Raw genomic sequence first — 12,112 nt, 5'->3', positions numbered from 1 at the left:
TGTCCCCTCCCGTCAGCCCGACCCGGTCAGCGCCCGCACTAGGTCGGCGGCCGTGGCGCATCGGTCCATCAGCTCGCCGACATGTGCGCGCGTGCCCCGCAGCGGGTCCGGGGTGGGGATCCGCGTGAGTGAGCTCCGGGCGGGGATGTCGAACACCACGGAGCTCCACGACGCGACGGACACCGCTCCCGGGAACTGCTGCACGCAGCGTCCACGGAAGTAGGCGCGCGTGTCCTCCGGCGCCGCGTCGACGGCGCGGGCGACGGTGTCGTCGTCGGTCAACCGGACCATGCGGTCCCGGGCGACGAGCCGGTGGTAGAGACCGCGGGACGGCCGGACGTCGTGGTACTGCAGGTCCAGCATCTGCAACGTCGGGGAGTTCCAGTCGAGGCCGTCCCGGCGCCGGTACCCCTCGAGCAACGCCAACTTGGCGACCCAGTCCAGCTCGCCTGACAGCTGCATCACGTCCTCGTCGAGCCGGGCGAGCACTGACTCCCACCGGCTCAGCACCTCCGCCGTGGCCGGGTCCGCGTCCACGCCGGGCCGGGCCCGGACGTGGGCGCGGGCCTGCTCCAGGTACCGGCCCTGCAGCTCCAGGGCCGTCATCCTCCGGCCGTCGCGCAGGGTCACGAGATGCCGCAGCGCCGGGTCGTGCGAGACCGCCCTCAGCTCCGTCAGCGGGGCGTCGAGCGTGAGATCCTCGGACAGCGCGCTGTCCTCGATCATCGACAGGACCAGCGACGTCGTCCCGAACCGGAGGTACGTTGAGACCTCGCTCATGGTGGCGTCGCCGATGATCAGATGCAGGCGCCGGTACCGCTCGGCGTCCGCGTGCGGCTCGTCGCGGGTGTTGACGATCGGCCGGCGCGACGTCGTTTCCAGGCCTACCTCGGCTTCGAAGAAGTCGGGCCGCTGGGAGATCTGGAACCCGTGCTCCCGGCCCTCGGTGCCGACGCCGACCCGGCCCGCGCCGCAGACGACCTGCCGGCTCACCAGGAACGGGATCAGCGCCCGGGCGATCTCGGAGAACGGCGTGGAACGCCGGACGAGGTAGTTCTCGTGCGCGCCGTACGTCGCGCCCTTGTTGTCGGTGTTGTTCTTGTACAGCTGGATCCCGGCGCCGCCGGGCAGGTCCGCGGCCCGTTCCGCAGCCTCGGCCACGATGCGCTCGCCCGCCTTGTCCCACACCACTACCGACAGCGGGTCCGCACACTCGGGCGTCGAGTACTCGGGGTGCGCGTGGTCGACGTAGAGCCGCCCGCCGTTGCGCAGGGTGAGGTTGGCGGGTTCGAGGCCGTCATCGGTGAGCAGGGCGGGGTCTGCCGCCGCCCGGGCGAGGTCGAACCCGCGGGCGTCGCGCAGCGGGTTCTCCTGCGCGAAGTCCCAGCCGGCGTGACGCGACGATCCCGCGGTGGCCGCCCGGTGGGCGTTGACCACCTGCGCCGGGGCGAGGAGCGCGTCGGGTTCCGACCGGCCGGGGGTGGCGATCCCGTACTCGGTCTCCGCGCCCATGATCCGTCGGACGCTCACGGCAGGTGCGCTGCCGACGGCTCGTGGAACGTGCACCCGCACAGGGCACCGCTGACGCGGTTGACCGCCCGGACCCTGTCCTCGGCCGGGAAGCCCCGCGTGATCGCCCCGGCGTAGCCGTCGCCCGTCATGAACACCCCCCAGAGGATGGTCCACTCCTCGAGCCCGCCCCGCACCTCGGACGGGAACATCTCGGGAGCCGGGCGGACGAGCCGCTGGACGACGTGGGCGTCGTTCCCGGCGGCGTCCAGGACGGCCTCGCGCCAGACCGTGCCGGTGACGTCCGGATCCGCGCCCAGCAGAACCCCCTGGCCGCCGTAGGACATGGTCGGCTTCAGGATCAGGTCGTGCTGGTGCTCGAGCACGTGGTCGACGAGGTCCACCACAGTCCCGTCGTCGAGCTCGGTGTCCCCCGGCCGGACCAGCCTCGTCCAGGGCAGCAGCCGCACACAGGCGTCGCGCTCGGCGTCGGTCAGGCCGTGCCGGCCCGACGGCTCCGACAGCAGGGCGAGCGCCCCCTTGCTGCCGTAGATCTCCGACGACAGCGGCGTGAAGACCGCCACCTCGCCGGCGGCCTCGGCGTCCAGGAGAGGTTCGAGGAGACCGTCCCCGGCGTGCGGGAGCACGTCCTCGAACGTGAACATGCGGTAGACGACGTCGACCGGCTCGCCCCGCAGCAGCAGCCGTCCCCCGGCCCGGTCCAGCTCCCCGAGATGTCCGACGACGGTCGGCACGCCGCGGTTGTTCCACCGCGCCGCCCTGATCCGCATGAGGTCCTCGACGTCGCCGAAGTCGCTCGGTGTCTCGACGAGGGCCATGACCGGCCCGGCGCCGGCGCGGGGGACACCCGCCTCCGCCCGGAGCGTGGACAGCACCGCCTCGAACGTCTCGCCGAACGCCAGCCCCTCGCGCGCGACGAAGTCCGCGACGTCCGGGATCCCGAGCAGGGCCCTGCACATGTCGACGCAGTCGATGCCGCCGACGGTGCTGCCGAGGTTCAGCTCCAGCAGGCGGAAGCCCGACCCGTCCCGGTAGAGGTCGGCGCGCGCGAACGTGGTCAGCCGGGGCGCCGACCCGTGGTCGCCCCGGACGGTGAGGGCGATCTGGTCCTCCGTCATCCCGACCGCCCGGGCGAAGGCGCGGAAGTCGCCGCCGAACACGCGGTCCGGCAGCGTGCCGAGCGCCGACCGTATCGCCGCCAGATCCCGCTCCAGCCGCTCACGGTCGGCGGCCCGGAGGAACATCGGCCGGGAAAGGTAGCTCCCGTCGAAGACGATGCGTTCCGCATCGGTCTGCGGCAGCGGAAGTATCGGCCGGTCGAATTGAGCGAGATAGCTCGCCGTCACCGAATCGTCCAGCATGTTCCCTCTCCTCCAGCGCGACATCCGCGCCGGGCCCACCGGGTCTGAGACGCTACCTCAATGGCTCATGCATGTCCGTTGTTCGACTGCCGACGCGCACCGCAGGCTACCGTTCGACACAGGAACCGCCCGGCGCGCGACCGGTGACATCGGCCCGGTCACCCGACCCCTTGGAGGACATGTCCGAGCACTTCGGAATCGCGATCGTCCGGCTCCGGCCGCACTCTCGCAGGCGCGTTTCCGGGACTGCGCACGGATACCCGACCACCGAGCGACCGGCACCGATACTTCGAAGATCGACGAACCGGTTGAACGGTTCACGGCACCCCCTTGACCGGCTCTTCCGGAAATGGAGTGCAGGTGAGGGCATGACCGGCCGCGGGGGTGGGGTCGTGTCGCTGCGGTGAGGTGGGCCCCGAGAAGTTGATGATGAAGGTTCCTAGGCCAAGATCGTCAACATCCCGGGGACCCGATGTCGCAGCTTACGTGCTCGCCTGCCCAGATCGTGGCCGACACGATCATCCGCACCGTCGAGCTCGGAGTGGCGATCACCGATGCCGCGCTGGACGGGGACATGACGGTGGTGTTCGCCGATCTGCTCGTCGACGGGCCGGGCCGCTGCCCCGGCTGCGGGGTGGTCGGGGTCTACCGCGACCGGGTCGAGCGTCGCGTCAGCGACGTCCCGGTGGCCGGGTATCCGCTGTTGCTGCGGGTTCGGGTGCCGCGCTACCGGTGCGTGTATGACGGCTGCGCGCGGGGGATCTTCGTCCACGACAGCAGCCGGTTGGCTCGTCCTGGGGCCTCGACCACGCGGCGCTGCGCCGGGTACGTGGTGCGGCGCTTGGCGATCGACAAGGCCACCGTCGCCGCGGTCGCCCGCGAGCTGGGACGCTCCTGGGACACCGTGAACGCCGTGGCGGTCGCTGCGACCGAGCAGCTCCTGCTGTGCGCCGGGCCCGTCCGTCTGGACGGGGTGCGGGTGATCGGGGTCGACGAGCATCGCTGGGCGCATGTGTTCGGCGCCGAGGGCGATGGGTTCGTCACCGTGATCACCGACCTGACCGCGGTGGTGGCCGGCCAGGGCCGGGCACGGCTGCTCGACCTGGTCCCGGGCCGCTCAGCAGAAGCGCTCAAGACGTGGCTCGAGGCCCGTGACCAGGGGTTCCGTGCCCGGGTCGAGGTCGTGGCGATGGACGGGTTCGGCGGCTACAAGAACGCCGCCACCGCCGCGGTCCCGGACGCGGTCACGGTGATGGACCCGTTCCACGTCGTCGCCCTGGCCGGGCACAAGCTCGACCTGTGTCGCCAACGCGTCCAGCAGGACACCTGCGGCCACCGCGGCCGCTCCGGTGATCCGCTCTACCGGGTGCGGCGCACGCTGCGCACCCGCCTGGGTCTGCTCACTGGCACACATGCGGTAATCCGAAGCTGTGGTGTTCCTCTGCCGGCAGACGGATCAGTCATAAGCTCAGGTTGGATCGGCTGCCGACTCGCAGGTTCGGCAACGTCGCTTCCCCGCCGTCACCACTCCGTCGACGTGACCGGGTCGGCGCGTGAACGCTCCTCCTCTGGAGGCCTCGCCGTGACCGCCAAGGCCGGCCCTGCGAGGCCGACCCGCGGTTGCCTCAGACCGCGGGTGTCGCGAAGAAGGTCGCGCGCCGGGTCACGCGGTGAGCCGGGCTGAATGTAAAGAGGTCCGCGAACCCAACGGTTACGGTCTGGCCGTCCTTCAAAACGCCGACGAACCTGCCAGCCACGGCGACCTGACGCGCATCCTCGACTACGTCCGTCAACGTATGCTCGCCACGATCAATTGCCCGCTCGGCTCGATAGAACCGATCAAGCTCGTCCCTCCCACGCATCGGCGCGTAACCGGGTCGGTCGTATGCCGCATTCACCTCGAAGAGGTCTAGTAGCTCGTCGACTTTGCCTGCGTCGACAAGCCGATAGTACTGCCGAATGACGTCAGAGGTGCGAGGAAGTGTCGCGTCTAGAGCCATGGCGCTCCTGTCATACGCAGACTCGGAGAGATCAATACGAACATTGGCAGGCACCGTTCCACAGCTACTGTTACGCGGGGCAACGTCGAATAGCAAGACAGTGTGATATATATCACTCAACCCTTGTCCGTGATCAGCTTCTGACTTAGGGTAATCGACCAGAAAGGGTCCGATACGTAGGGTAGATCACTGTTCGGCGGCGCAAATCATTCCTGGGGAGAGTGTTGCCGTGATACATCTTTCGTGGATGTCCGAAGGCCCTCTAGAGTCGCCGTATCGGTGGTCGAGCACAGAACCCGGCCAATTATTCGACGATTGCGCCGCGCGGGAACTCTACTCCAGCTTCCCGCAGAACAACTTCACGCGAACTGACGCGAGTGATCGAACTACGGGAAAAACGTACCGGAATCTGACCAGGTCAGTGGATCCAGTTACCCCTCTCCCAGATCCCTGGACTGAACTCGTGTCGGACCTTATGGGAAGCGAGTATCGGAAAGCGATCGCCGACTACCTGCAGCAGCCGATCGCGGAGGCGCTCGAAATTCGTCTTGTGCGGCATAAAGTGGGTGACTGGATCAGTCCGCATACCGATCGCGCGGACAAGCTCTTTAGCCATATTCTCTACTTCAATCCGACGTGGCAGGTGGAATGGGGCGGCTGTCTGCAGATCCTCCGATCGTCCGACCCGGACTCCGCTGTTGCGACTGTAATTCCAAACCTCGGAGCATCCGTCCTCCTCGCCCGGTCGCCGGAGTCATGGCACCAAGTGACGGCCGTACGGGGTGACGCTCCGGTGCGGGAACGCTCGTCACTTCTGGTCCACGGTCTGCGCTGATCGCGGGTAGAGCCGCGCGGATGGGTTCGCGCACGAATACCTCAAGCTCAAGGAGGGTCGAACAATGCGGGTATTGGTCATCTGGCCTCCACATGTGCCAAGTTACTTCAATGCTGGGCACCATCTTCCGACGTTTGTCATTGCGGAACACTTGCGCAACAACGGACACGACGTCATCGCAGTTGACGGGGGCGCGCTGAATCTGACGTGGAAGGAGTTTGCCGACCTCATCTTTCAGGGCCAGCACGACGCCGTAGTCATCGTCAACGAGTACGACGTCGTCGAAGGCGTGCGCCGAGCCGTCGACTACTGCCGGATGCTGAACCCGAAGGCGGTGCTCGTCACTGCCGGCCGACTGAGCCAACAGAATCCAGATTTCTTCCGCCGCTGGGAATTGGACGCTGTCGTGACACGCGGTGACTACGAGGCGGGAGTCGCTACAGCTCTGGAATGGTTCGAGCTTGCCCGACCAAAAACCGATGGTCTACCTGGTGTACTCCTGAACACTGGAGACGGTTGGCAGGCCCCCAGCGGCCCGGGAACATGGTTGCCGCCGGAAGAGTGGGCGCTTCCCAACCCCATCGAAATTCCGTACGACGCATACGAAGCGCTTTATCGCGACGACCGTAACCGATTCTGCGGAATACCCGAACGTCGCGAACTGGTAGTACCCGCCGCGCGGGGGTGCCCCGTGGGCTGCGAGTTCTGCGACGTACCCCCGATGCAGGGGTTACGCGAACGGCGACTCGCAGTCGACCGTACTCTCGACTACATTAGGACGTCGTTCGAGAATTTCCCCTTCGAGTACGTTGCGTTCTATGCTCCCACTTTCACACTTGACCGAAAGTGGGTGCGCGACTTCTGCTTGGCGATCAGGGCCGAGCCGCGACGCTACCCCTGGAAGTGCACCACAACGCTCCATCATCTCAACAAGTCCATGGTGCAGGACATGGCATCTGCTGGCTGCATCCGAATTTCGGTCGGCGTTGAGACGTTCGAGGAGTCCGGTGCTGAGGCCTTGCCACGCGTCAAGCAGTCGGCCGAGTCGCGGTTCGTCGAGGTGGTCGCGTGGTGTAATGACGTCGGTATCGAGTTGAACTGTTTCGTAATCGTCGGGCTCCCTGGTACGAGCCCAGATGGTGCCCTGCGCACGATGGACACGGTGCGAGCGTATTCGGCACGGGCCAGACCGACGCTCTACACACCATACCACCATATGCACGCCGATATGAGCGAGCGCGAACTGAGTAGCTTCAACCGTCAGACTTTCGTCGACGTCGACGAGGTCCGCGCGAACGGATTCAGTCCCACCGACTTCCTTGCCCTGATTTTCGGCGGTGATCAGTACGTCACCCCAGCAACCACGCAGGTACCACGTGCCCATTCACACTAAGCGATCGAGAAGACAGCGCAGGTATTCGCCCTGCGAGTTGGCCCCAGGTGTAAACGCCAGGGGGCTGGGCGGCACGTCGCTGGGAGACCTGGGGGTCATCCGATCGAAGACACTTCTTCGCTGTGCATCCCTCACAGTAGCTATCGCACCGGCCGTACGGAAGTGGGCATCCGCCGCGGGTGGAATTCACCTAATCGATCTCCGCGACTTGGACGAGATCGAGAGCGGCGCCAGCCACACTTGCGGCCTTCGCGGCCTAACCGTGCACCGGTTCACGCTGAAGGACCCGGCGACCCCCCGCCCCCTGGCACGTGACCGCGACCTTGACTATTTCCGGCGGGAGTACGCGACCATGTTGCTCCCTGCCCAGCACATTGCCGCCTATGCGGTCTCCTTGCTCGCCACTACCGACCTCCCAGTGGCCATCACCTGCCAACTCGGCAAGGACCGAACTGGAGTCGTGGTGATGGCGCTGCAGCACTTGCTCGGTGTCCCGCACGAACAGATCATCGACGAGTTTGACCGCACCGCGCAGTGGTTCGCTGACCACCCGGAGTGGGTCAACCGCTATGCCTGCCTTCGCTCGGAGGATCCGGTCGCGGTACGCCAGCGCGTGATGCTGCCGCGACAGATCGGTGAACAGGCAGCGGCTCGCCTCTTGTCCGAAACACCCGCGGTGGACCCCGCGACGCGCTTCCGGGCGCTGCGCCGCGTGAGCTCGTCGATGGTGATCCGGTGACGGCCGCAAGTATCGGGACGACCTGGCCCGTTCACCCCGTGCGTCCTCGACGCGGATCCGACAGGCGCGTAAATCTGAGTTCAAACGAGCTGATCCATCCTGCGGTGCCGCATCTTGTCAAGCGGATGACATCCGGGTTCGAGCCAGCCGACTTAACCCATTACCCGGTGCAGGACGCCCCCGCGGAATCTGCCGCAGAGCTACTTGGCAGGCGTCCGGACGAGATCCTGCTCGGTCCGGGATCAGACTCGATGATCCGGCTGATAGTGGCAGCAGTCCGCGACCACGTTGGCGGACAGCTCCTTACTCAGTACCCTAACTACGAGGCGTGGGAGGCTACCGCCGCCATTGCTGGCGGATGGGACGTCAGGCGCATCGGCAAACCGGCCGACGGCCGTTGGTTGCCTGCGATTCAGTCGGCAGCGGACGGCTGCGACCGTGCCCTGGTGGCGGTCTCCTGGCCGAACGGCCCGGATGGGCACTTACCCGACCGGCGTGAGCTCGCCGCATTGGCCGACACCTGCCAGCGCCGCGGGCACCTCCTAGTTCTCGACGGGTGCTATGCGGCCTTCTGCGGGGACCACGAGTGGTTGGCGCGGCTCGCCGACGACTCAATCGTCGTCCTCTTGAGCTGGTCGAAGATGTTTGGCCTCGCCGGGGGCAGGCTGGCCGTTGGAGTCGGCGGAAGCAAGGTCGTCCAGTATCTGCGGGCGTTTCGCCAGGAGGATCACGTCAACACCCTCATGTTAAGCGCATTGACAGCCACTACAGCCGTACACGACGACTTCCGAGCGGTGTGGGCGGACATCGGGGACTGTCGCGAACAGGCTCGAACGCTACTGTCCGAGGCCGGGCATGCCGTCGCCCCATCCGGTGGCAACTTCCTGCACGTGCCGCTCGCCGATGCCGCAACCTCGGGCCGAGTGACTCGACGGCTCAGCGACCTCGGCTACCGCGTGCGCGACATGGCGGAGACACCCGGTCTGCGGCACCACATGCGGTTCACGGTCGCGTGCGGCCCCGTGTGGGAGCGCTTCCTACAGGATCTCGAACCGTTGCTGTCGTCGGTCCCGCCCAGCGAGGCGATCGAGAGATGACCAGGATCGTGGTCCTCGGGCCTCCCGGATCGGGAAAGACGACTCTCGCCAGCCGTCTGGGCGGTCACACCGGATTGCCCGTTGTAGACCTTGACGACCTCTACTGGATGCCAGGGTGGGAACGACCGTCCTCCGCGAAGTGGATCGAGACGCAACGCCGCGTAGTGGCGGGCGGCCGATGGATCATCTCCGGGAACTTCGGTGCAACGGCAGATATCCGCATCGCGCGCGCCGCCCTCGTCGTCGTCGTCGACCCGGGGGCATGGACCTGCCTGTACCGGCTGGCCGTGCGCACGCTGCGGATCTACGCCGGTAACACATCGCTACTACCGGCCCGTCTCCGCGACAGGAGCCGGTTCTCGGCCCACCGCGGGATGCATAGGGTCGCCCGCATTGCCTGGCGTTACCGCTCCGACGATCTACCCGCCATTCGTGGGTTGGCCCGCTCCCGAGGCGTCCCCGTAGTCGTCGTCCACGGCGCCGGGGACCGGCGCACCCTGTTCTGCCAGCTCGCCCCTGCCCGGACCTGGCCCGCGGAGCTTCGCTGATGTCGACCGCAAGGACTATCCGCGGCGGAGCCCCGGTTGGTGGCGAAGTCGGGGTCTCCGGTTTCAAGCACGTGATGGTGCTCGCGCTGGCGTACCTGATCGGCGCTCGCGGGCGGGCGACTCTTGGCAATGTTCCGGACATCCTTGAGACGGCGGTCTACGGGCCGCTGGTTCGCGATCTCGGCGTGGACGTCGAGGTCCGCGGCCACGACCTACGCCTCGACGCCACTGCTGAGCTTCGGGGAACTCTTCCGGCCGCGGCCGCAGAGATTCACGGCAGCCTTTACCTGCTGCCGGCCCTGCTGGCCCGGACCGGATGCGTTCGCTTCGACAGCACGTTCGGGGGGTGCCGCATCGGGCCGGGCCACACCGGAGAGCGGCCGTGGCGACACGTCGTCGACGTGCTGGGCCGCTTCGGGGCCCGTCTTGTTAAGTCTGGGGCCGACTACGAACTGAGGACTGACCATCTCGTCGGCACAACCATCGACCTGCGGGACTACACCGTAGATCGAGCCACCCTTACTGGTCCTGAATACTCCGGAGCCAGCAAGGCGGCGATCCTGGCAGCGGCGCTCGCCGAGGGCACTACTCTGCTGCGGTACCCCTACCTCAAGGCTGAGGTCCTGAGCCTCCTCGAGCTGCTGAGGGCGGACGGGGTTGGGGTGCGATACGACGGGACGACTCTGTCCGTTCACGGACGGACAGAGCGGTCGACGCTTTCCGAATACAGGCTGCCACCGGACCTGCTCGAGGTGGTCACCTGGGTGACAGTTGCGGCGGTCACCGCCGGCACTGTGTCGCTGAGCGGTGTCTCCGCGCGAGATGTAGAGGACGGGCTCGGACCAGAGCTGCGGTTGTGGAAGGCGGTCGGGGTCGAAGTCACCGGCGGCGACAACCACGTCATGGCGGCGACAGCGACGAAGACCCTCAGCGAGCTACCAGACATCACCACACTTCCGAACTCTGTGTACAGCGACTCCCAGCCCCTGTTCGCTGTGTTGGCAACCCGTTGCGCAGGCGATAGCAGGATCGTGGACACCGTCTGGACCCGTCGCTACTCCTACGTTCCCGGCCTGACCCAGCTCGGTGGCCGCGTTCGGCAGGACAGCACCGGCATCACAATCGGTGCGAGCAGCCTACGGGCGGACCGTGTCGGTGTGGACGTGCACGCCACGGATCTCCGCTGTGCCGCGGCGCTGGTCACAGCGGCTCTCGCGTCGAGCGGCGGCCCCGTAACTGTGCACGGCACCCACCATCTCGAGCGGGGGTACGACCACCTGTTCGACAAGTTGACCGCTTGCGGCGCCGTGACCCTGCCTGCGCCGTCGAACTTGGAAGGAACCGATGCTAAGCCAACCCAATCTCGTTGAGCGTGAGACGCCGTTCCAGCTCTTTCTCGGCCGGGACTTGCTCAGCGATGACCAGCTGCGGAAGCTACACGAGGACGCGCCTACGACTGAGCTTGAACGCATCGCAGTCGAGGACCCTGAACACGAAAAGCAGTACCGCATGAACCTGATCAGCCTAGTCGAGGACGAAGCCGAGACCAGGGCAGCACGGCAGCTGCCGGCCAGCTGGCGGGCGTTGTTGGACGACCTCCGCGCCCCAAGATTCACGTCGTGGCTGGAGTCTGGCACTGGGATCAATCTGGCGGGACTGTCCCGCAGCATCGGTATCTACGTGCACCGCAACGGAGACTTCCTCTCGGTACACAAGGATAAACCGACCAAAGCGATCACCGCGATCCTCTACCTGAACCCGGAGTGGCCCGAAGAGGCCGGTGGCCAGTTCCAGATGTTCGCCAGCGGCGACGTGGGGCGGTCGCCAGTCGATGTGATCGCGCCTGTTGGCGGGCAGCTTCTCGCGTTCCGGCCCACGGACAAGTCCTGGCACGCTGTATCCGAGATAAGCCACCCCGCCGCTGTCGACAGGTTAACCGTCCAGATCGAGTACTGGCTGACGACCGAGCTGATGGGGTCGGCCTACCGCCCGTCGGCATGATCCGCCGGCACGGCCCAGTGGACGCTGTGAGCCCAGTCTCGGGCCCGACCCAGTATCTCGGCGATCAGGTCCGACTTAGCGGCAGAGTAGGCACCGACACTCTCCCAATCGCGAGTTGCCAGATCCTTCTTGAAACGTCCGTAGGTCTCCCGGTCGGCGGCGTCGCGCCGCAGCCAGTCGCGGAATAGCAGATGATCCCTTTCCCAGTCACTGCCGATAGTGCAAACGTGCACGTTGACGTCTCGCCCCGGCGTGCGCAACTGCCGGTGGCCCGGTTCCCGGACACGGAGGACGTATCCGGCGTCCACCAACGCGGGCAGATACGACGACTCAAGGTTGACATCGTCGACGCTCACGTCAATGTCGACCACCGGCTTCGCGGCGAGGCCAGGCACCGACGTCGAACCGACGTGATCGACCCGTCGCGCAGCGTGGCCCAGAGCATCCACGATCCGCAGTCGTTCTACAGCGAACCGCTGCAGCCAGGCGGGGTCATAATCGACCACGACGATCTGGGCCTGTTCGGGGCCACCGATGATCTCGACTCGATCTATCATGGTCGGCAGTGTGGCACGACGCTCCGCGCGGCCAGACAACACCGGGCCGAC

12 protein-coding genes are annotated in these 12,112 nt (G+C 66.6%); 8 read left to right on the top strand and 4 right to left on the bottom strand.

The window, feature by feature from the left end; all coding sequences use genetic code 11:
- Nucleotides 1-12: 12 nt before the first annotated feature.
- Together dop and ACLE50_RS22125 are read right to left on the bottom strand one after the other, a co-directional pair.
- Nucleotides 13-1,512, bottom strand: a complete 1,500-nt coding sequence (dop, locus tag ACLE50_RS22130) for a depupylase/deamidase Dop (RefSeq protein WP_410945576.1) — start codon at nt 1,510-1,512, stop codon at nt 13-15.
- Between the two features lie 14 nt (nt 1,513-1,526).
- Entirely contained in the window at nt 1,527-2,891 is a 1,365-nt protein-coding gene (locus ACLE50_RS22125; protein WP_410945547.1) for a hypothetical protein, read from the bottom strand.
- Between the two features lie 505 nt (nt 2,892-3,396).
- On the opposite strand from ACLE50_RS22125, the gene ACLE50_RS22120 reads away from it, so the two are divergent.
- On the top strand, nt 3,397-4,575 hold the full coding sequence (locus ACLE50_RS22120) for an ISL3 family transposase (protein ID WP_410945546.1): 1,179 nt from the start codon (nt 3,397-3,399) through the stop codon (nt 4,573-4,575).
- Here the strand turns inward: ACLE50_RS22120 and ACLE50_RS22115 are convergent.
- Nucleotides 4,517-4,891 (bottom strand): nuclear transport factor 2 family protein, encoded by a 375-nt coding sequence (locus ACLE50_RS22115; protein WP_410945545.1) that lies wholly within the window; start codon nt 4,889-4,891, stop codon nt 4,517-4,519. The genes ACLE50_RS22120 and ACLE50_RS22115 overlap by 59 nt on opposite strands.
- Nucleotides 4,892-5,354: 463 nt before the next feature.
- Here ACLE50_RS22115 and ACLE50_RS22110 point away from each other — a divergent pair, with 463 nt between their 5' ends.
- The 7 genes from ACLE50_RS22110 to ACLE50_RS22080 all read left to right on the top strand — a co-directional run bounded on the left by ACLE50_RS22110 (nt 5,355) and on the right by ACLE50_RS22080 (nt 11,504).
- On the top strand, nt 5,355-5,726 hold the full coding sequence (locus ACLE50_RS22110; protein ID WP_410945544.1) for a 2OG-Fe(II) oxygenase family protein: 372 nt from the start codon (nt 5,355-5,357) through the stop codon (nt 5,724-5,726).
- A gap of 94 nt (nt 5,727-5,820) precedes the next feature.
- Complete coding sequence (locus tag ACLE50_RS22105) at nt 5,821-7,119, top strand: B12-binding domain-containing radical SAM protein (protein ID WP_410945543.1); 1,299 nt, start codon at nt 5,821-5,823, stop codon at nt 7,117-7,119.
- Nucleotides 7,064-7,858, top strand: a complete 795-nt coding sequence (locus ACLE50_RS22100) for a tyrosine-protein phosphatase (RefSeq protein WP_410945542.1) — start codon at nt 7,064-7,066, stop codon at nt 7,856-7,858. The genes ACLE50_RS22105 and ACLE50_RS22100 overlap by 56 nt, the downstream gene beginning before the upstream one ends.
- A complete protein-coding gene (locus ACLE50_RS22095) occupies nt 7,855-8,955 on the top strand; it encodes an aminotransferase class I/II-fold pyridoxal phosphate-dependent enzyme (RefSeq protein WP_410945541.1) in 1,101 nt (366 codons plus the stop codon). Before ACLE50_RS22100 ends, ACLE50_RS22095 begins: the two co-directional genes overlap by 4 nt.
- Entirely contained in the window at nt 8,952-9,503 is a 552-nt protein-coding gene (locus ACLE50_RS22090; RefSeq protein ID WP_410945540.1) for an AAA family ATPase, read from the top strand. Before ACLE50_RS22095 ends, ACLE50_RS22090 begins: the two co-directional genes overlap by 4 nt.
- Nucleotides 9,503-10,873, top strand: coding sequence for a hypothetical protein (locus tag ACLE50_RS22085; RefSeq protein WP_410945539.1), 1,371 nt, complete (start codon nt 9,503-9,505; stop codon nt 10,871-10,873). The genes ACLE50_RS22090 and ACLE50_RS22085 overlap by 1 nt, the downstream gene beginning before the upstream one ends.
- The gene (locus tag ACLE50_RS22080) at nt 10,848-11,504 is read left to right on the top strand and encodes a 2OG-Fe(II) oxygenase (RefSeq protein WP_410945538.1); all 657 of its coding nucleotides are present in this window, start codon (nt 10,848-10,850) and stop codon (nt 11,502-11,504) included. The genes ACLE50_RS22085 and ACLE50_RS22080 overlap by 26 nt, the downstream gene beginning before the upstream one ends.
- On the opposite strand, the gene ACLE50_RS22075 is transcribed toward ACLE50_RS22080, so the two are convergent.
- Nucleotides 11,486-12,061, bottom strand: a complete 576-nt coding sequence (locus tag ACLE50_RS22075) for a GrpB family protein (protein WP_410945537.1) — start codon at nt 12,059-12,061, stop codon at nt 11,486-11,488. The genes ACLE50_RS22080 and ACLE50_RS22075 overlap by 19 nt on opposite strands.
- Between the last annotated feature and the right edge of the window lie 51 nt (nt 12,062-12,112).

The organism is Pseudonocardia phyllosphaerae, from assembly GCF_046546475.1.
Taxonomy (GTDB): Bacteria; Actinomycetota; Actinomycetes; order Mycobacteriales; family Pseudonocardiaceae; genus Pseudonocardia; species Pseudonocardia phyllosphaerae.
This window is presented reverse-complemented; position numbering and strand designations above follow the sequence as displayed.

Coding starts and splice junctions, on each gene's coding strand:
- ACLE50_RS22115 (WP_410945545.1), bottom strand. CDS start 4,891: ATGGCTCTAGACGCGACACTTCCTCGCACCTCTGACGTCATTCGGCAG.
- ACLE50_RS22125 (WP_410945547.1), bottom strand. CDS start 2,891: ATGCTGGACGATTCGGTGACGGCGAGCTATCTCGCTCAATTCGACCGG.
- ACLE50_RS22080 (WP_410945538.1), top strand. CDS start 10,848: ATGCTAAGCCAACCCAATCTCGTTGAGCGTGAGACGCCGTTCCAGCTC.
- ACLE50_RS22090 (WP_410945540.1), top strand. CDS start 8,952: ATGACCAGGATCGTGGTCCTCGGGCCTCCCGGATCGGGAAAGACGACT.
- ACLE50_RS22075 (WP_410945537.1), bottom strand. CDS start 12,061: ATGATAGATCGAGTCGAGATCATCGGTGGCCCCGAACAGGCCCAGATC.
- ACLE50_RS22085 (WP_410945539.1), top strand. CDS start 9,503: ATGTCGACCGCAAGGACTATCCGCGGCGGAGCCCCGGTTGGTGGCGAA.
- dop (WP_410945576.1), bottom strand. CDS start 1,512: ATGGGCGCGGAGACCGAGTACGGGATCGCCACCCCCGGCCGGTCGGAA.